19 protein-coding genes and 2 pseudogenes are annotated in these 18,765 nt (G+C 54.5%); 16 read left to right on the top strand and 5 right to left on the bottom strand.

What is annotated here, in order from left to right; translation table 11 throughout:
• Positions 1–13 precede the first annotated feature (13 nt).
• The 10 genes and pseudogenes from ACR0DU_RS02930 (at position 14) to ACR0DU_RS02885 (ending at position 10,522) form a co-directional block, all read left to right on the top strand.
• Positions 14–1,045: a LacI family DNA-binding transcriptional regulator gene (locus ACR0DU_RS02930; protein ID WP_480872392.1), complete on the top strand. Its 1,032-nt coding sequence runs from the start codon at positions 14–16 to the stop codon at positions 1,043–1,045.
• 102 nt (positions 1,046–1,147) lie between these two features.
• Positions 1,148–1,906: pseudogene (locus ACR0DU_RS02925) on the top strand (IS5 family transposase).
• Positions 1,907–2,128: 222 nt separating this feature from the next.
• Complete coding sequence (locus ACR0DU_RS02920) at positions 2,129–2,647, top strand: hypothetical protein (protein ID WP_480872390.1); 519 nt, start codon at positions 2,129–2,131, stop codon at positions 2,645–2,647.
• 211 nt (positions 2,648–2,858) lie between these two features.
• Positions 2,859–3,887: an alcohol dehydrogenase catalytic domain-containing protein gene (locus ACR0DU_RS02915; protein ID WP_480872388.1), complete on the top strand. Its 1,029-nt coding sequence runs from the start codon at positions 2,859–2,861 to the stop codon at positions 3,885–3,887.
• 42 nt (positions 3,888–3,929) lie between these two features.
• Positions 3,930–4,805 (top strand): branched-chain amino acid ABC transporter permease, encoded by an 876-nt coding sequence (locus ACR0DU_RS02910; RefSeq protein WP_480872386.1) that lies wholly within the window; start codon positions 3,930–3,932, stop codon positions 4,803–4,805.
• A gap of 5 nt (positions 4,806–4,810) precedes the next feature.
• Entirely contained in the window at positions 4,811–5,908 is a 1,098-nt protein-coding gene (locus ACR0DU_RS02905) for a branched-chain amino acid ABC transporter permease (protein ID WP_480454863.1), read from the top strand.
• Positions 5,905–6,669: an ABC transporter ATP-binding protein gene (locus ACR0DU_RS02900; protein WP_480872385.1), complete on the top strand. Its 765-nt coding sequence runs from the start codon at positions 5,905–5,907 to the stop codon at positions 6,667–6,669. Before ACR0DU_RS02905 ends, ACR0DU_RS02900 begins: the two co-directional genes overlap by 4 nt.
• Positions 6,666–7,439: an ABC transporter ATP-binding protein gene (locus ACR0DU_RS02895; RefSeq protein ID WP_480872384.1), complete on the top strand. Its 774-nt coding sequence runs from the start codon at positions 6,666–6,668 to the stop codon at positions 7,437–7,439. Before ACR0DU_RS02900 ends, ACR0DU_RS02895 begins: the two co-directional genes overlap by 4 nt.
• Positions 7,440–7,444: 5 nt before the next feature.
• A complete protein-coding gene (locus ACR0DU_RS02890) occupies positions 7,445–9,331 on the top strand; it encodes an AMP-dependent synthetase/ligase (protein WP_480872383.1) in 1,887 nt (628 codons plus the stop codon).
• A 30-nt stretch (positions 9,332–9,361) separates the two neighbouring features.
• On the top strand, positions 9,362–10,522 hold the full coding sequence (locus ACR0DU_RS02885; protein WP_480872381.1) for an ABC transporter substrate-binding protein: 1,161 nt from the start codon (positions 9,362–9,364) through the stop codon (positions 10,520–10,522).
• Positions 10,523–10,582: 60 nt separating this feature from the next.
• On the opposite strand, the gene rpsI is transcribed toward ACR0DU_RS02885, so the two are convergent.
• Entirely contained in the window at positions 10,583–11,068 is a 486-nt protein-coding gene (gene rpsI / locus ACR0DU_RS02880) for a 30S ribosomal protein S9 (RefSeq protein ID WP_010440030.1), read from the bottom strand.
• A 6-nt stretch (positions 11,069–11,074) separates the two neighbouring features.
• Positions 11,075–11,533, bottom strand: a complete 459-nt coding sequence (rplM, locus tag ACR0DU_RS02875) for a 50S ribosomal protein L13 (RefSeq protein WP_010440027.1) — start codon at positions 11,531–11,533, stop codon at positions 11,075–11,077.
• A 245-nt stretch (positions 11,534–11,778) separates the two neighbouring features.
• Here rplM and ACR0DU_RS02870 point away from each other — a divergent pair, with 245 nt between their 5' ends.
• Positions 11,779–12,144, top strand: a complete 366-nt coding sequence (locus tag ACR0DU_RS02870; protein ID WP_480872380.1) for a nuclear transport factor 2 family protein — start codon at positions 11,779–11,781, stop codon at positions 12,142–12,144.
• A gap of 3 nt (positions 12,145–12,147) precedes the next feature.
• Here ACR0DU_RS02870 and ACR0DU_RS02865 read toward each other — a convergent pair whose 3' ends face one another.
• The gene (locus ACR0DU_RS02865; RefSeq protein ID WP_480872378.1) at positions 12,148–13,551 is read right to left on the bottom strand and encodes an aminotransferase-like domain-containing protein; all 1,404 of its coding nucleotides are present in this window, start codon (positions 13,549–13,551) and stop codon (positions 12,148–12,150) included.
• 99 nt (positions 13,552–13,650) lie between these two features.
• On the opposite strand from ACR0DU_RS02865, the gene ACR0DU_RS02860 reads away from it, so the two are divergent.
• Positions 13,651–13,878, top strand: coding sequence for a DUF1127 domain-containing protein (locus tag ACR0DU_RS02860; RefSeq protein WP_010440019.1), 228 nt, complete (start codon positions 13,651–13,653; stop codon positions 13,876–13,878).
• A 59-nt stretch (positions 13,879–13,937) separates the two neighbouring features.
• Here ACR0DU_RS02860 and ACR0DU_RS02855 read toward each other — a convergent pair whose 3' ends face one another.
• Positions 13,938–14,381: a PaaI family thioesterase gene (locus ACR0DU_RS02855; RefSeq protein WP_480872376.1), complete on the bottom strand. Its 444-nt coding sequence runs from the start codon at positions 14,379–14,381 to the stop codon at positions 13,938–13,940.
• 49 nt (positions 14,382–14,430) lie between these two features.
• Between ACR0DU_RS02855 and ACR0DU_RS02850 the strand changes: the two are divergent.
• The 4 genes and pseudogenes from ACR0DU_RS02850 to gluQRS form a co-directional block, all read left to right on the top strand.
• Positions 14,431–15,225 (top strand): annotated as a pseudogene (locus tag ACR0DU_RS02850) (enoyl-CoA hydratase); the annotation flags it as partial.
• Positions 15,226–15,476: 251 nt separating this feature from the next.
• Positions 15,477–16,817, top strand: a complete 1,341-nt coding sequence (trmFO, locus tag ACR0DU_RS02845) for a methylenetetrahydrofolate--tRNA-(uracil(54)-C(5))-methyltransferase (FADH(2)-oxidizing) TrmFO (protein WP_480872374.1) — start codon at positions 15,477–15,479, stop codon at positions 16,815–16,817.
• Between the two features lie 38 nt (positions 16,818–16,855).
• Positions 16,856–17,470: a class I SAM-dependent DNA methyltransferase gene (locus ACR0DU_RS02840; protein WP_480872372.1), complete on the top strand. Its 615-nt coding sequence runs from the start codon at positions 16,856–16,858 to the stop codon at positions 17,468–17,470.
• Positions 17,467–18,312, top strand: coding sequence for a tRNA glutamyl-Q(34) synthetase GluQRS (gene gluQRS, locus ACR0DU_RS02835; protein ID WP_480872370.1), 846 nt, complete (start codon positions 17,467–17,469; stop codon positions 18,310–18,312). Before ACR0DU_RS02840 ends, gluQRS begins: the two co-directional genes overlap by 4 nt.
• 29 nt (positions 18,313–18,341) lie before the next feature.
• Here gluQRS and hisI read toward each other — a convergent pair whose 3' ends face one another.
• On the bottom strand, positions 18,342–18,731 hold the full coding sequence (hisI, locus tag ACR0DU_RS02830; RefSeq protein ID WP_480605567.1) for a phosphoribosyl-AMP cyclohydrolase: 390 nt from the start codon (positions 18,729–18,731) through the stop codon (positions 18,342–18,344).
• Positions 18,732–18,765 lie beyond the last annotated feature (34 nt).

Below are 18,765 nucleotides of genomic sequence, written 5' to 3'. Positions count from 1 at the left end.
GTGAGAGAATATTATGTCTAATTTTCAAAAGGGTAAGGTGGATATTGTAGCGGTTGCAAAGGCCGCAAAAGTGTCACCGTCAACAGTGTCGCGCACGTTCAATCATCCGAATTTGGTCAACCCCGCGACTCGGAAAAAGATCAATCGGGCGGTGCAAAAGTTGGGGTATATCCGAAACCGTGCGGCGCAGACGATGCATGGCAAACGTTCCGGCACCATCGGGCTGGTCGTCCCCACGATCAACCACGCCATTTTTGCCGAAGTGATTCAGGCCTTCTCGGACTCAATCGACAATGCCGGATTCAGCCTGTTGCTGGCGTCGCATGGATATGACCTCGATCGGGAATACGCGATGGTACGAAAATTTCTTGAACATCGTGTCGACGGAGTGGCGCTGGTTGGATTGGAACATTCTGACGCCACCGCCCGACTGATCGAACAGCAGAAAATACCCGCGCTCGCTATATGGAATTTTTCGGAAGAATCCATCCTACCGTGTGTTGGGGCCGACAATCGGCTGGCCGGGCGTCTTGCGACGGAACATCTACTGGCCTTGGGGCACCGTGACATTGGGCTGATCTTTCCCCAAACCAATGGCAATGACCGCGCCCAACATCGGATATCTGCAGTGCATGCTGCGCTTAACGAAATGGGTATTTCCGTTCCGAGTGAACATGAGTCTGAAGCCCCGTATAGTGTGTCGCAAGCTAAGCAAGCAGCCCTGACCCTCTTATCGAAGCACTCTCGTCCAACGGCGCTGCTTTGCGGAAATGACGTCATTGCACAGGGAGCATTGTTTGCAGCCCAAAGTCTTGGATTGAAGGTCCCCGATGACCTGTCGATTATCGGCATCGGAGATTTCAAAGGATCAGCGGATGTTGAGCCGGGCCTCACAACCATTCGCATCCCGGCAGAAAATATCGGCAAACTCGCCGGCGAGAGGTTCACCGACTACATTACGTCAGAACATCCAGAACCTTTTAAAATCTGTTGCGAACTCGAGTGTGTCGTTAGAGGAACGACAAGCCCGGTGTCAGTATATTAACCTACTTGGACAGATTATTTCGCCAACTGAAATTGTTAGGCTCAGGAGCCATTGAATTCCGTTTGGCTGCGTGATTCACGGGTCGAAAAACGAGCGGTGAACATATCTGATCTAATCTGGTTGAGCGACGCGCAGATGGAGCGGCTTGCACCTTTCTTTCCGAAGTCCCATGGCAAGCCCTGGGTTGACGATAAGCGTGTGCTGAGCGGGATTATCTTCATCAATCGCAATGGGTTAAGGTGGCACGACGCACCCAAAGAATACGGGCCGCACAAGACATTGTACAATCGTTGGAAGCGATGGAGCGATAAGGGTATCTTTGCTGAGATGTTGATTGGTTTGGCCGCAGATCAAGGTGAAAAGAATACAGTCATGATCGACGCAACCTGCCTCAAAGCCCATCGCGCGGCGTCGAGCCTTGCGGTGAAAAAGGGGGACGTAGCCGTCTGGTCGGGCGGACAAAGGGCGGGATGAACACCTAGCTTCACGCGATCTGTGACAGCACTGGATGACCGTTGAACTTCTTCATAACCGCCGGTCAGGTCAGTTGATTACACCGGCGATCGGGCTCTCGTTTCCAGTCTACCAAAGGTCGATTGGCTGCTGGGTGATCGAGGCTATGACACTGATTGGTTCAAAGAAGCATTGAAAGACAAAGGAATACGCGCCTGTATCCCCGGTCGAAAACAACGCAAGACGGCAGTTCGATACGACAAGCGACGATACAAACGAAGTAACCGGATCGAGATCATGTTCGGCAGGCTGAAGGACTGGCGGCGAGTTGCAACAAGATGCGACAGATGCCCGAAGGTCTTTCTGTCCGCAATCGCGCTCGCCGCGCTCGTTATTTATTGGCTATGAGTCCTGAGCCTAGTTGGACGCTTGAGTTTCCACCACAAACTTCCGAAACATGTTTTTATCTGATCAATCGACCGAATACGGCATGATGTTGCCACCGGATACCATGCCTATCAGCACAGTGTAGCTCAAACCCGGAATGTGCTGCAGATTCACGGGTTTTCCCCTTGGCGCTAGGGTAAATTCAACCCATGTCGGCGACACATTATTTGAAGGAGACCTCCTATGTCGCGTCTATTGTTAATTGTTGCCATCGCCATCATTGGCGGAGGGGCATACTATTTCGCCACAAAACCTGAACCAACACCGGCCGAACAGCTTCAATCGGCTGCCGAGGACGCATCCGACGCTGTTGGCGAGGCAGCCACAGCCATTCAAGAGGCTGCGAGCGATGCGGTTGAAGCGGCGACCGAGCAAGCGTCTGAGGCCGCATCTTCGGTTACAGATCAGGCAAGTGAAGCGGCGTCATCTGTCGCAGAACAAGCCAGCGATGCAGCTTCCGACGCCGGAGAGCAAGTTGCTGCGCTCACGGCGCAGGGGCAAGAGCTGTTTAATTCCTGGGTTCAAGAGGGAATGCTGACTGCACAGAATTTTGACTATGACGCCATGGTCACATCGATCCAGGACAGCACTCTAACTGAGGATATTAAATCCAAAGCTCTTACGATTCTCGACGATATTAAAGCATCGCCCGAGCTGATCGTCGCCAAGATACAAGACCTGCGCAACTTGCTGACGCAGTAGCGCGGCACTTTGAACCAGCCCGGTTGGGGCTGGTTCAGCTAAGCTTGGGCACTTTGATTTCCTTAGTGTTGCGATCGTGCAAAGTAATACAACAAACCCACGAATGCTTGGTTCTGCAACACTGGGAAATACAATTTTAGATGTTTGTCAAAGTGTTACGTTGAAGTAGTTTCCACATTGTGTTGAACTTCCTTTCCAAAAGGATTGTAAAATGATCGCTCTGCCCGACTCCATGATTGCCATTGTTCAAACACATGACGGCTATTCCGGTACTGCCACCGGACCCACTTTGGAAAAGGCATCGGATTGGTTGGCCGAAGCTAATCTGCCCTTGCCCGTTCCCGGGCCGGGTCAGGTGTTGATCAGATTGCGAACTGCCTCGGTTAACCCATCTGATATCCATTTTATCAAAGGCGAATACGGTCAGCCTCGGGTCAAAGGTGCTGCTGCGGGTTTCGAAGGATGTGGAGACGTTGTAGCCACAGGAGCCGGCGCCGAGGCCCTGCAGGATCAGCGGGTGGCGTTTGTTGCAGCAGGCTCAGGTGCATGGGCCGAATATGTCGTTACGCAAGCTCAGATGTGCATCCCTTTGCGGCCCGATATCTCAGACGAAGACGGTGCTGCGCAGATTGTTAACCCTCTGACAGCTATGGCGATGGTGGATATCGCGAAGAATGCAGGTGAGGCCTTTGTAGTTTCCGCAGCAACCAGCCAACTCGGAAAATTGATGTGCAGCCTTGGGCGGGACCTTGGGTTGAAACCAATCGCGTTGGTGCGACGAGCTGAGACGGTTGACCCGCTAAAGGCCCTCGGCGCTGCAGAGGTGGTGGTGACTGGTGGCGCTGATGCAGCCACGCAGTTCGCGACTATCAGCAAAACCCTAAAACCTCGTGTGTTCCTTGATGCCGTTGCGGACCAACTGTCCGAGCAAGTGTTTTGTGCTATGCCCAATGGCGCGCGCTGGGTGTGTTACGGCAAGCTCAGCACTGAATTGCCAAAGCTGACCCAGATGGGACAGTTGATCTTTATGAGCAAACGGATCGAAGGGTTTTGGTTGACCCGCTGGATGATGGACACGCCCCCGGCTGATCAAATGCGCGTTGTCGGCGAAGTACAGGCGCGATTTGCGGACGGACACTGGCACACTGATGTTTCCGCAAGGCTTTCGTTGCGAGAAGTACTGCCAAATCTGGCAGACGCTCTAAAAAAGAGTGACGGCAAGGTGATTATCACGCCATAGTAGAACAAAGCGCCGGACGTAACCGGCTGAGGGAGGGTGAGATTGGATAACGCACAGCTGCTGATCAGCGGGCTGGCGAATGGCTGCGTTTACGGCCTGATCGCTCTGGGCTTTGTTCTGATTTACAAAGCGACCGAGGCGGTGAATTTCGCGCAAGGCGATTTCATGATGCTGGGTGCGTTTGTCACTATCGGCCTTACGAATACTGAATATATGGGTCTGCCCTTCTGGCTAGCGCTGCCAATCTCATTGATGATTATGGGGGCGTTGGGATATTTGATTGATCGGCTGATCATCCGTCGCCTGTTTGGTGAAAGTCAGACCGCGGTCGTGATCCTGACCATCGCTTTGGGCTTTGTGATCCGGTTTGCCGCCGGTCTGATCTGGGGGCACGAGCCACAAACGTTGCAGAATCCTCTGGCCGGGAAGGAAATCCGGTTTGGTGGACTGGTTCTAGGCATGGAAGATGTGGCCGTTATCGTCATCACTATCCTACTCACCTGGGGCCTTTATGTGTTTTTCAGCAAGACCAAGTTGGGGCTTGCCATGCAGGGTGCGTCTCAGAACCAGTTGGCAGCCTATTATATGGGTATCCCGGTCAAGCGCGTTCAGGGGTTTATCTGGGCCTTGGCAGGTGTCGTTGCCGGAATCGCCGGAATATTGTTCGCCGCCAAAGGCTCGGTTGATCCCACGACCGGATTGCTGGGAATCAAAGCCTTTGCGGCCGCTGTGATCGGAGGGTTCGGCAGCCTTCCGGGTGCATTGGCCGGAGGGCTGATTGTCGGAGTGATCGAACCCTTTGCCAGCCGCTATGTCGCCGCCGGATACAGCCAGATCGCACCATATGCGCTCTTGCTGACGGTACTGATCTTTCGACCGCACGGGCTGTTCAGCCAGGTGCGGGTCAAGAAGGTCTGAGCGCCATGCGGATCGTGTTCAAAACCGACTATATGCAAGACATCCGCCCCTGGAAGGATGGCTATCAACTCAGCCTCTATCTTATCCTTTTGGCAATCGTTACCGCTGCGCCCTGGTGGCTGGATGATTTCTATCTGGGTGAACTGACCAATGTGCTGATCTGGGCAATAGCAGGGCTCGGCCTGATGATCCTGACCGGTCACACTGGACAAGCCAGCCTCGGCCACGCCGCATTTCTGGCCGTCGGATGCTATGCAAATGTTGTGCTCATAGAAGCGGGCGTACCTTTTCTACTGGCTTTCCCGGTGGCGGGCTTGTTGACCGGTATCGTTGGTGCAACGGTTGCCATCCCTGCCCTGCGTCTGCACGGCATCTATCTTGCGATTTTTACTTTGGCCCTGTCTGTGCTCATGGACGACATCATCGTTCTGGCCGAACCCATCACCGGAGGTGTCGCGGGTAAATATCTGGGTGGTGTCGAGATCTTTGGACATCTGGTCGATCGTTGGGCCACCCCGGCCCCGTTCTTCTGGCTGGTGCTGGCCGTCGCCGTTGTCGTGACACTGGGCTATATCAACCTATTGCGCGCGCCCTTGGGCCGCAGCTTCATCGCCGTACGAGATTCTGAGGTCTCAGCGCAGGCGATGGGCGTGGATATCGCGCGCACAAAGACGATCTCGTTCGCCCTGTCTTGTGCAGTTACTGGGTTGGCAGGCGCACTGATGGGAATGTTTGCGGGGGCGTTCAACAACGAGACTTTCAGTGTCGTCATTTCGATCCAATTGCTGATGATGATCGTGATCGGCGGATTGGGTTCTATCCATGGCGCGTTTCTGGGTGCAATCGTGATCGGTTTCCTGCCGCAGTTCCTGTCGATCTCGAAGGAATATGCAGCTGCCTTATTTGGCGGCAACACCGTTGCCATTCCGGGCTTGGAGTTCGGCATCTTCGGCATGATCCTGATCGGCTTCATCCTGTTCGAACCGATGGGCCTCTATGGCCGATGGCTGAAAATCCGGACGTGGTTCGAGCTGTTCCCCTTCTACCGCAAGGACATGTTCAAACGACAAAAATCGTATCTCAAGACGGAGCGTCTGAGATGAACTTGCTGGAGTTTGAAAGCGTCACACTGAAATTCGGCGGTCTCACCGCAGTCGATAATCTGTCATTTAATGTTCAGGAGGGCGAGGTTTTTGCCATCGTTGGTCCGAACGGGGCTGGCAAATCTACAGTCTTCAATCTGATCTCCCGGTTTTACGATCCTTACGCAGGGGCGATCCGGTTCGATGGGCACGACTTGCTGCGCGTGAAACCTTCGGCCGTAGCGGCCTATGGTGTGGCACGTACATTCCAGAACATTGAACTGTTCGAACACGCGACCGTTCTACAGAACCTTCTGGTCGGGCGCCACCGGCACCGCAAAACCAACCTGTTCTCGGAAATTCTGTTTACGCCCGCTGCGCGCAAGCAAGAGATTGAAAACCGTGAAAAGGTAGAAGAGATCATCGACTTCCTCGATCTTCAGGCTTTCCGCGACAAGATGATCTCGGGCCTACCTTATGGTGTGCGTAAGGTGGTCGAGGTTGCACGCGCGCTGGCCACCGATCCGAAACTGCTGCTGCTGGATGAACCCGCCTCGGGCCTGTCGGTTGAAGAGACCACCGATATGCGCTGGTGGATCGATGATATCCGACGGCAGATGGGGATCACCGTGCTGATGGTGGAACATGACATGGGACTGGTCTCGGGCGTTTCCGACCGGGTGCTGGCGATGGCTGACGGAGCGAAACTTGCGCTAGGAACCCCTGCTGAGGTTCAATCGCATCCAGCCGTGGTCGAGGCTTATCTGGGGAAAGCCTCATGAATGAGCCAATTCTCAGAATCCGCAATATCGAAAGCTTCTATGGCCCGATCATGGCCATTCGCGGCGTTTCGCTCGACGTGCATGCAGGGCAGATCGTCTCGATCCTTGGTGCGAATGGTGCAGGCAAGACGACACTAATGAAAACCGTCTCGGGCGTGATGGACCCCGAGAAGGGAACCATTACTTTCGACGGCCTGCAGATACAGGGATCGGAACCGCACAAGGTCGTACAGCAAGGCATCGTCCATGTGCCAGAGGGGCGCGAGGTTTTTCCGCTACTGACCGTCGATGAGAATCTGAGCCTTGGCGCGTATACCCTGTCAGACAAAGGTCAGATCGATCACGACCGCGATCTGGTCTTTTCCTACTTTCCCGTTCTGAAAGAACGCCGGGGTCAAGAGGCCGGCACCTTGTCTGGTGGACAGCAGCAGATGCTGGCAATCGGGCGCGGTTTGATGGCCAACCCCCGTATCATGCTGCTGGACGAGCCCTCGCTGGGCCTGTCACCGTTGTTGGTGCAAGAGATTTTTGGCATCCTCAAGCGCCTCAATGACGAGCAGAAAATGACGATGATGCTGGTTGAACAGAACGCCAATGCCGCCTTGGAACTTGCCCATCATGGCTATGTTATGGAGATCGGGCGGATCGTCATGGATGGTGCCGCCGATGTATTGCTGCAATCCGAAGACATCCAGAACTTCTATTTGGGCGTTCAGGAAGAAGGCGCGCGCGAAAACCGCCGCTGGAAACGCAAGAAGACGTGGAGGTGAGCCGGATGGACGCGAACCCCCTACCCCCTCAGATCACGATCAACGGCGTGCAGTTCAACGCGACGCCCGGGCAGCGCCCGCTGCGGGTTGATGGTTGCGTGACGATTTGCAAGCTGTTCCAAAAACGTTGTGCCGAGTTGGGATCACGCACAGCGCATCGTGAAAAGGATTTCGGCATCTGGAAATCCTATTCATGGGCCGACTACTGGCTGCACGCCAGATGGATCGGGCTGGCCCTGCGCAAGTTGGGCCTGCAACGTGGCGAAGTTGTGTCAATCCTGTCCGAAGACCGTAAGGAATGGGCATGGTTCGATATGGGCATCCAATGCGTCGGAGGGATTGCTTCGGGCGTCTACACAACGGACTCTGCCAACCAGCTGAAATATTTGATCAACGACAGTGGCAGCCGGTTTCTGATCGTTGAAGACGAAGAGCAGTTGGACAAGTTCCTCGAGGTGGAAGAGGACCTACCTGATCTGCTTAAGGTCATTATCCTTGAAGACGAAGGCCTGCACGATCTCGACCATCCGCGTTGCATGATGATTGGGGACTTGTACGCTCTGGGGCGGCAGGCTGAGGCCGAAGAACCTGGCGCATTCGAATCGGAGATCGCTGCGGCCTCGACACAAGACACTGCCTTGCTCATCTATACATCGGGCACCACCGGCAATCCTAAGGGCGCCATGCTAAGCCATGAAAACATCATGGCGGCGATCGAGGCCGGGGCGCATTCCCTGCCGTCTCAGTCGACCGACGAACAACTGTGTTTTCTGCCGCTCTGTCATATCCTCGAGCGCGATGTGTCGATCTATTACCCACTGGCGATGAAAAGCACAGTGAATTTCGCCGAAAGCCCCGAAACGGTATTCGCCAACCTGCAAGAAGTCTCTCCCGCCACCTTTACCGCCGTTCCACGAGTGTGGGAGAAAATCTACTCGCAGGTCATGTTCATGGCAAAAGAAGCCACGCCGACCGGGCGTTTCGCTTTTGTGCAGGCGCTCAAGGCGGGCACGGCGCGGGCTGATTACATCCTTACGGGCAAGCCTGTGCCCTCGCCTGTCGCGATGCGGTTCTGGTTCTGGGATCGGCTGGTATTGCGCAACCTCCGCCGGATGCTGGGCCTAGACCGACTCCGTAGGGGTGGCTCTGGCGCAGCGCCGATCTCTCCTGATCTGCTTAGATGGTATTGGGCCATCGGCGTACCAATTGTCGAAGGGTTCGGGATGACGGAAACCGCCGGCATAGCAGCGTTGAACACGCTTGGGGTCAACAAGATCGGCACCATTGGAATGCCAGTGCCCGGCAACGACATGCGTATTTCGGATGATGGGGAAATTCAGGTTAAAGGTCTGAACATTTTTCAGGGCTACTGGCGCAACAATGCCAAAACGGCTGAAAGCTTCACCTGCGACGGCTGGCTGCGCACCGGGGATATGGGGCATATCGACGAGGATGGCTTTGTCACCATCACAGGTCGCCTCAAGGACATCATCATCACTGCGGGTGGCAAGAATATCACGCCCGCCGAGATCGAGAGTGGATTGAAGTTCAGCCAGTACATCTCGGACGCGGTAATCATCGGGGACAGGCGTAAGTATTTAACTGCTCTGATCATGATCGATCAGGAGAACGTCGAGAAATTCGCGCAAGAGCGTAAAATCCCCTTCTCGAATTTTGCATCCCTCTGTTGGGCATCGGAAGTCACCGAACTAATTGGTGCAGAGATCAAAGCCGTAAACAAAGAGTTTGCACGGGTCGAACAGATCAAGGATTTTCGTTTGATCGATGTGTTGCTGACTGCAGAGGATGAAGAGCTGACTGCGACGATGAAACTCAAGCGTGGTCTTGTGGAAAAGAAACACGCACATCTCATTGAAGATATGTACAATTAGTTAAGGGACTACCCAACAGGGAGGAGAAATATGAAACAACTGATTAAGGGGTTTGCTGCAGCCACGGCATTAACTGCATCTGCCACAATAGGCTGGGCGCAAACCCAGGGTGTGAGCGATGATGAGATCGTCATTGGCTCTGTTAACGACCTCAGTGGCATCTTCGCTGCCGTGGGAGTACCGGCCACGAAGGGCGCGAATGTGGTCTTTGATCGGGTCAACGCTAAGGGCGGCGTTCACGGGCGTCAGATTCGCTTTGTGGTCGAGGATAATGGCTACCAGATGCCACGCGCGATGCAGGGTTATAACAAGCTTCTGAACCGCGATAAGGTGTTTGCCATGCTGCAATCGCTGGGTACGCCGATGAACGTCGCCGGGTTCAAGCTGCTGGACCCGAAAGGTATTCCCAACGTCGCTCCTCTGACCGCCGCGCGGCAGATGCTGCAAGAGCCGATGAAGAACAAGTTCACGTCGTTCTCGACCTATTACGACCAGGCGCGGATTGGAGTGAAATATCTAAACGGTGAATTCGGATCGCAAACCGTCTGCACAATGTATCTACCCACCGATTTCGGCGAGGAAATCCTGGAAGGCAGCAAAGCTGGGGCTGAAGAAGCTGGCATCACTTTCGGCGCAGAGACCACCCATAAGCCGGACGAGACAGATTTCGTAGGGTCTTTGAGCAAGCTTAAGGAAGAAGGTTGCGATATCGTCACCATGGCTCTCGGCGTACGTCAGGCGATCACCGTTGTCGGAACGGCCAAAAAGATGGGCCTGACCGACATGAAATTCCTCGGAACCTCGGCCAGCTTCTTGACCGTGGTCGCACAGGTGCCCGGTGGCGTCACGGACGGATTTTATGCCGCGGCGTCTTGGTTGGATCTCTGGGCACGCGCGGAAGAACCTGCCCCGGCAGCGTTTATCGCAGAATATAAAGAGGCTACAGGTGAGGATCCGGTCGGTTTCTCAATGCTTGGCTATTCAGCAGCCGAGATGATGGTCAAAGCGCTCGAGGCGGCAGGTCCTGACCTGACCCACGAAAGCTTCATCGCCGCTATGGAGTCGCTGGATTACATGGATGAGCTGGTCGGCAACCAGATAACCTATGGGCCGGATGACCATCAGGGTGCTGACACTGTCTTTGTCAGCGTCGTCGAAAATGGTGCGTGGAAACTGGTTTACGAAGAATAAAACCACCAAAGAAAAAGGGCTCGCAGTTGCGAGCCCTTTCCAATTCGAAGTTCGCAGCGATTAACGCTTCGAGAACTGGAACGAACGACGCGCTTTGCGTTTACCGTATTTCTTACGTTCCACAACGCGGCTGTCGCGGGTCAGGAAGCCAGCGGCTTTCAGAGCGCCACGCAGGTTCGGATCGTACAGTTGCAGCGCTTTCGAGATGCCGTGCTTGACCGCACCGGCCTGCCCCGTCAGGCCACCGCCTTTGACGGTTGCAACAACATCGAACTCACCTTCAACACCAGCAACCTGGAACGGCTGGCGCAGGATCAGCTGCAGAACGGGACGCGCAAAATACTTGTCCTGATCCTTGCCGTTCACGGTGACCTTGCCGGAACCCGGCTTGATCCAAACGCGGGCAACGGCGTCTTTACGCTTGCCGGTGGCATAGGAGCGGCCCAGTTCGTCACGTACGGGTTCACGCACGATGACTTCTTCGGCCACGGTTTCAACGCCTGCGACGGCGCTCAGCTCTTCGAGAGTATTGATCTGATCAGCCATCGGTCATTAGCTCCGGGTGTTTTTCTTGTTCATGGATGCAACATCCAGAACTTCGGGCGCTTGCGCCTCATGAGGATGCTCGGCACCGGCGTAAACGCGCAGATTGGTCATCTGCTGGCGTGCCAGACGGTTGCCCGGCAGCATGCGCTTGACCGCTTGGGTCACGACGCGCTCGGGGTGTGCCCCTTCGAGGATCTGCTGCTTGGTGCGCGACTTGATGCCGCCCGGGTGGCCAGTGTGCCAGTAGAAGTTCTCTTCGCGCTTCTTTCCGGTCATCTGGATTTTGTCAGCGTTGATCACGATGACGTTGTCGCCCATGTCCATGTTCGGGGTGAACGACGCTTTGTGCTTGCCACGCAGGCGCATGGCGACGATCGAGGCAAGACGGCCCAGAACAACGCCTTCTGCGTCGATCAGGATCCATTTCTTGTCGATGTCTGCAGGTGTTGCAGAAAAGGTTTTCATGGCAGGATAGTCCTGTTTGATGTGAAAGACCGCCCCGTGGCGGAGCGGCCCGAATTCGATGGATGGGGTTTAGACCTACTCGTGATGCAGGTCAATACACGCAAGGTAGAATAAATTATGCGATAACAGATACTTACAAAATAGGTATTATTTTACCCCAATGATTTATCCGCCAACCTATCTAAATCTATTAGGCGCGCAACTGTAACCCACTCATTAAAACCAACCTGTCCCCGGAGGCTACCATGCAAGAACTAAACAATGTAATTGCCGCTTATGGTGCGGCCTGGCAGGAAACGAACCCGAATAGACGACTGGAACTGCTTGATCAATGTTTTGCTGGCAATGGCCGCTATGTCGATCCTACCGCTGCGGTAACTGGAAGAGATAAGTTATGCGCACATATCGGAGAAGTCCTGAAAGATACGCAAGGCCGCGTTGAACTGACAAGCGCCCCCACCTCACATCATGACGTCGTCCACTTCACTTGGCATATGGTTTCACCCGATGGTTCGATCATGGTTGCGGGGCATGATTTCATCCGCCTCGATGCCGACGGCAAGATTGGGCATCTGGCCGGTTTTTTTGGCGACCCTTCCCCGTTGAATTAAAACTTAGACGCTTATTTGTTCGGGTGGGTTATCCAACAACGCGCGCAGGCGCAGCATTGCATCTTCGAATTTAGCTAACGAGACATGCCCGTTCACTGCAATTCGGACAGCATTCGGTGCCCTGCCGTCCCTAAGCGCGAATTCGTCGGCAGATCGCAATTGAATACCTTCACGTTCAGCTGCGCGACTGAAGGCAGCAGAGCGCCAACCCGAAGGTAGATGCAGCCACACAAAGGGAATCTCTGAATCCCAATTGAGGTCAAAGCCGCCCAAGGCGTTTACTGCGACCCGCACATATTCTCCCATCTTGGAGCGAACATCTCGTGCCAGTTGCCTCGCCTCTGGGTGCCCCAACAATAGTCGCGTCAATTCGGCTAAGGGTTGGGCCAACCCAAAGTACCCGTACTCGGCAGATCGGCGCAAATCTACGCTTCGCTCCCGCGGGGCAATCGCGAATCCAACACGTAGCGCTGGCGTCAGCGTTTTGGAAATTGAAGAGACATGCCAGCCCCGCTCAGGTGCCAACGCACGATAGCTGGGCGCGCGTGCCTCACCCATGCGATAGCAATCATCTTCGATGATCTGCAATTCATACTTTCGCGCTATCTCGACCACTTCTTTACGCCTCTCCAGCGGAGAATGCCCGCCCGTCGGGTTCTGCACCTCGGGTGAGACGCAGATCGCCTGCGCCTTGGTTTGCCTGAGGATGTGATCCAGCGCGTCGGGGCTAATGCCCCATTTATCCATCTTTACCCCGACAATCTCGGCGCGCATCAACTCGCCGGCCCGCCGGAAACCGGCATACGATAGATCCTCGACCAGTACGACGGGTCTGGGATCCCTCAGTACGGTTTGAAAAACAACACAAATACCACTTTGTCCGCCATGCGTCAGTACAATGTCATCAGCATTCAATGAACCAAGTGGAAGATCCGATAACCAGTCAGTCACAACTTGGCGCACCGGTAGATAAGCATCGCGGGTTGGATAGTTCATGAACATCCGCGGATCGCCTTTCGCAACCTTTTCAAGGCATTCGCGGATTAAGGTCACCTGCCCTACATCCGGCAGGCGTGGGCTGAACAGGCTAACGTTGGACTCATATTTATCGTCCCTCAGGTGCAACTGCCGCGACCAGACATCATCCAAAATGGGCGATCGCGGCGGGGCGACAAATGTACCACGCCCGACTTCGGCTTGTAGCAAGCCTTCATCGGTCAGGATCGTATAGGCACGCGCGACAGTGCCTGGTGTGATCTTTAATCGATACGCCAGTTCCCGTACCGGAGGCAGTTTCTTTCCAACCTCCAGTGTCTTGTTATCTATTGCTTTTCGGATCGTGTCGGCGACCAGAGTGTACTTTGGGCCTTTGGATTTAGGTAATGCCTCTGGCCAAATTGTATCCATTACAATTCTTCCTTTGATTTCGATACAATGTTAAATGTATCAACGCACTGTACCGAACATCTTAGCTTTGTGTCAATACAATTTGAAAGGATACCCAAGATGACACGCGCAATGCACAACCCCGCCCTCTTGCTGCTGAACGACAGCCCTCGGCTGCCGCTGATCGCCGCGCTGGCCGTGCGGTTTGCGGCGATTGTCACACAGTGGGAACAACGCCGCCGAAGCCGCGTCAATTTAGGCAAGCTGGATGACAGGCTGCTTCGCGATGTAGGACTGACCCGCCATCGCGCTGATGAAGAAGTAAGCCGCTACTTCTGGATGAAGTAATTATCCCCAGTCCCATCTAAGGGACCTCTTACTGGCCGGGGTTTGTCCCCGGCCCTTTTTTATCCAAACGCGGCGGCGGCTGAACCTTCTGGAGGAATGGAATACGTCATACTCGCCCGTGCGACCGGTTTGTCCGAGCCGTTCGAGTACATCAGCACATCCCCTACTGCCAATGTTCGACCTAATTTCAGCAACTTGCATTCGGCAATTAAGTCGGTGCCACCTTCCGGCTTGCGAAGGAAATCCAGCGAACTGTTTGTAGTTACCGCCAGCGATTGCCGACCCTTTCGCGCCAAAACCATCGCATAAACGCTAACATCTGCCAGCCCGAACATGGACGGCCCGGATACGGTGCCGCCAGGGCGCAGATGTCGGTCCTCGACCCTTAGTCGCATCGTGATTGACGTCTCGGTCAGTTCTTCCACAACAAAATCGCTGTGGACCTGTGGAAATACTTCTTCCAGATACTCTGTCAAATCTTGTTTGCTCAGTGCTAACGACATGCTTCCCCTCATGGCTCTGCCCGCCTAGAGTTGGCCCGAACGCCAGCGGGAGGGCAAGATGGCAATTCTGGAACGTAACGACACAGGAGCTATTGCGCGGCTCAAGATGAATGCGCCTGAGCGTTTGAATGCACTGAGTGACGAAATGCTCGCCGCGTTGCAGGCCGAGCTCGATGCACTGCGTGATGATAATTCGATTCGTGTCGTTGTTCTTTCAGGGGCAGGAAAAGCGTTTTGTGCCGGGCACGATCTGAAACAGATGACGCAAGGACGACAGGCCAGCGACCGAGGGCTTTCTTACTTTCAGGATCTGTTCGACCGCTGCGCAAAGATGATGCTATCTATCCAGTCCCTGCCCCAGCCTGTTATTGCCCAGACGCACGGAATCGCCACGGCGGCAGGCTGTCAGCTGGTAGCAACCTGTGATTTGGCAATTGCGGCCGAGGGTACACGGTTTGGCGTAAATGGCGTTAATATCGGCCTGTTTTGCTCGACCCCGATGGTGGCACTCAGCCGGAATATTCCGCGTAAACAGGCGTTTGAGATGCTGACGACCGGTGATTTTGTTTCAGCCGAGCGCGCAGCCGAGCTTGGTCTGATCAATCGGGTTGTCCCTGAAAACCTGCTGGCGGAAGAAACTGATGCGCTTGCAGAGAAGTTGGCGGCAAAGCTTAGCAGTGCGGTGAAAATCGGTAAAACAGCTTTTTATCAACAAGTTAACATGCCCGTTGACAAGGCCTACGCGTATACTGCCGAAGTAATGGCACAGAATATGATGGACCGGAATACCGAGGAAGGCATAAGCGCATTTATAGAGAAACGTCCGCCCAATTGGCATCAGTGACGCTGTTATTTCATACATTTTTCAGCACTGTTCGCATTTTTTCACTTTTCAAAAGGGCGACACTGTGGCAATGCTGGGACAAGGCCAAGGCCTGAATATGCTTTTGGGTCGCCGTGGGCGGAAGGTCCCTCCAGCTGGTTTCTCTCACCGGCGCAGACATTCCCGCAGCGGCGACCCCAAAAAACTCCCTGCGCAAAGTTGCTGATATCTTCGCATTGCGTATGACGTTGCTGTGACCTATTTGGCAGCCCATGACAGACAAATTGCATATCGTGGGCGGCGGCATGGCCGGGTCCGAGGCCGCCTGGCAGGCGGCGGAAATGGGCGTGGATGTTGTGATCCACGAAATGCGACCTAATGTAGGTACCTTTGCGCACCAGACCGGCAATCTGGCCGAGATGGTATGTTCGAACTCGTTCCGCTCAGATGATGATGAACAGAACGCTGTCGGATTGCTGCATTGGGAAATGCGCGCAGCAAACGGGTTGATTATGACCACGGCTGATAGCCACCGCCTACCAGCAGGTGGTGCCCTGGCGGTTGACCGTGATCCTTTTGCTGAATCTGTGACCGCCAAGTTGAAGGCACATTCACACGTATCAGTCACTGACGAGGAGGTCATCAGCCTGCCCAGTGAGGGCCACTGGATATTCGCCACAGGCCCGCTGACCTCACCCGGCTTGAGTGAGGCCATACGGTCAGAGACAGGTGCCGAAGCACTAGCCTTTTTCGACGCCATAGCGCCTATCGTCTACGCCGACAGCATTGATATGAGCAAAGCATGGATGCAGTCGCGCTATGACAAGGGCGAGACCGAAGAAGAACGGACGGCCTATCTCAATTGTCCGATGGATCGTGAACAGCACGAAGCCTTCATTGATGCGCTGCTGGCGGCTGACAAGACCGAGTTCCACGAGGGTGAAACCGCTGGTTATTTCGACGGCTGCCTGCCGATCGAAGTAATGGCCGAGCGCGGCCGTGAAACCTTGCGTCACGGTCCGATGAAACCCGTTGGTCTGACCAATCCGCACCAACCGGATGTAAAGCCACACGCTGTTGTTCAATTGCGGCGTGACAATGCCTTGGGCACCTTATTCAACATCGTTGGTTTTCAGACCAAGATGAAATACGGCGCACAAACGGATGTTTTTCGTAAAATCCCAGGGCTGGAAAACGCCAGCTTTGCGCGGTTGGGTGGCATTCATCGTAATACCTTCATCAATTCTCCGACATTGCTAGATGCGCAGATGCGGCTGAAATCCCGGCCCAATATTCGATTTGCGGGCCAGATCACTGGGGTTGAAGGCTATGTTGAAAGTGCCGCGATGGGCCTGCTGGCTGGTCGTCTTGCTGCCGCCGAGATTTTGGGCAAGACCTTGCCCGAAGTGCCTCAAGACAGCGCGATGGGCGCGTTGATCCACCATATTACCGGCGGTGCTGAGGCCAAAACGTTCCAGCCCATGAACGTGAATTTCGGATTATTCCGCCCGGTCGATGGTCTGAAAGGTGGTCGTCGGGGCCGTAAAGATCGCTACAAGGCGTATACAGACCGGGCAAAAGCTGTCTGGAGAGACTGGTTAAACCAGTGTTGACTGGACGGCACGCCTACCCTGCGCCTAACATGTGAGGTATGAGCGACAAGTTTCTGAAAAACACATACAATCTGAACTCTGCCCAGGAAACGCAGGAACACTATCAGAATTGGGCGGCTTCGTATGATGATGAAGTCGATGAGCATGGCTACGTCACCCCGGATCGTGTTGCCGCCGCATTGTGGTCATTTATCGCAGATGCCCAAGTGCCGGTTCTGGACTATGGCTGTGGCACAGGGCTTTCGGGTGTTGCGCTGAGCAAGGCCGGTTTCCACGTGATCGACGGCATGGACCCATCGCCGAATATGCTGAAAGGGGCAGCGGCCAAGGGTGTCTATCGCAATCTGATAGGCTTTGACGTCACCAACCCCGAACCGATTGAGGCGGGTGCTTACTCTGCCATCACATCCATAGGGGTTATTGGAGCCGGCGCGGCTCCGCCTGAAACATTTGATCTTCTTATGAATGCGTTACCACGCGGTGGGTATCTGGCCTTTTCTTTCAATGACCATACCTTGGCCGATCACGCCTATACCGCGCGTCTCAACGATTGGCTGGACATGGGGCACGCACGGTTGTTATTTCGTGAATATGGCCCTCACCTCCCCGGAATGGACATGAAATCTAACGTCTATGTTGTTGAAAAAGCGTGAGATTCATAACGCGCTTTGCGCCTTCTCCGACAGGTCCATTGCATCTGGGCCATGCATATTCTGCACTTCTGGCCCATGATCAAGCGCAGGCTGCAGGTGGAGAATTCCACTTGCGGATCGAAGATATAGATCAGTCGCGTTCTCGCCTTCATTGGGAAAACCAAATCTATGACGATCTGCACTGGCTTGGCCTGACATGGCCTCTGCCGGTGATGCGCCAATCAGATCGAATTCAAAAATATCGACACGCGCTCGAAACCTTGATCGATCTGAAGTTGGTTTACCCTTGCCAATGTAAGCGTGCCGATATCGAGGCCGCGGCTGGGGCCCCACAGGAAGGAGCGCCCCAGTTTGGACCAGATGGGCGCATCTATCCGGGTACATGCCGTCAGCGGCTCCTGCTCGATGCGGGCCCCGAGGATGTTCTTCGCCTCAATATGGAAAAAGCGCTAGAGGCGTCAGAGCTTCGCACTTTTCGTGAAACCGGAGCGAAACATGCGGGAACGCACTCACTTAATGCCGATACGCTTCTCAACGCAGTCGGCGATATCATCCTCGTTCGGCGCAATATGGGCAGTTCTTATCATTTGTCCGTAGTCGTTGACGACGCAGATCAGGACATAACGCATGTGGTCCGAGGTGAAGATCTGTTCGACGCTACGCAGATACACGTCTTGCTGCAGGGCTTGCTTGGGCTTCCAACGCCGGTATATCACCACCACCGTCTAATCCGGGACGAGGCTGGCAAACGGCTTGCAAAACGAGATGATGCGCGCGCGATTTCTCTCTATCGCGATCAAGGCGCTACACCGGCCGAAATCAGAGCGATGGTCGGGCTTTGATCTGAGAAGCAAACCGATCGCCTAACGCTTCATTCAATCGGTGACATAAGCTCGACTTCGGTGCCATCGCGAACCGCTGTATAGAAACAACTCCGCCGATTTGTGTGACAGGCCGGACCCGTTTGTTTCACTACGATCAGAAGGCAATCCCGGTCACAATCGACGCGAAAATCCACCAACTCCTGCACATGGCCCGAACTTTCGCCTTTGACCCAGAACGCCTGTCGCGACCGCGACCAATAGGTGACGCGCCTAGTATCCAACGTGCGCTCGATGGACTGGGCGTTCATCCATGCCATCATAAGAACCTCACCGGTTTCTTCATCCTGCGCAATCGCAGGGATCAAACCAGCCTCGTTGAATTTCAGTGTCGACGGGTCAAACAAGACTGTGTCAGCCATCGCAAAAACCTTTTGCATCCCAGAATCTCGCCATTATGTATGGGGAATAGAA

The sequence above is a fragment of the Ruegeria sp. G2 genome (assembly GCF_056533505.1).
This window is presented reverse-complemented; position numbering and strand designations above follow the sequence as displayed.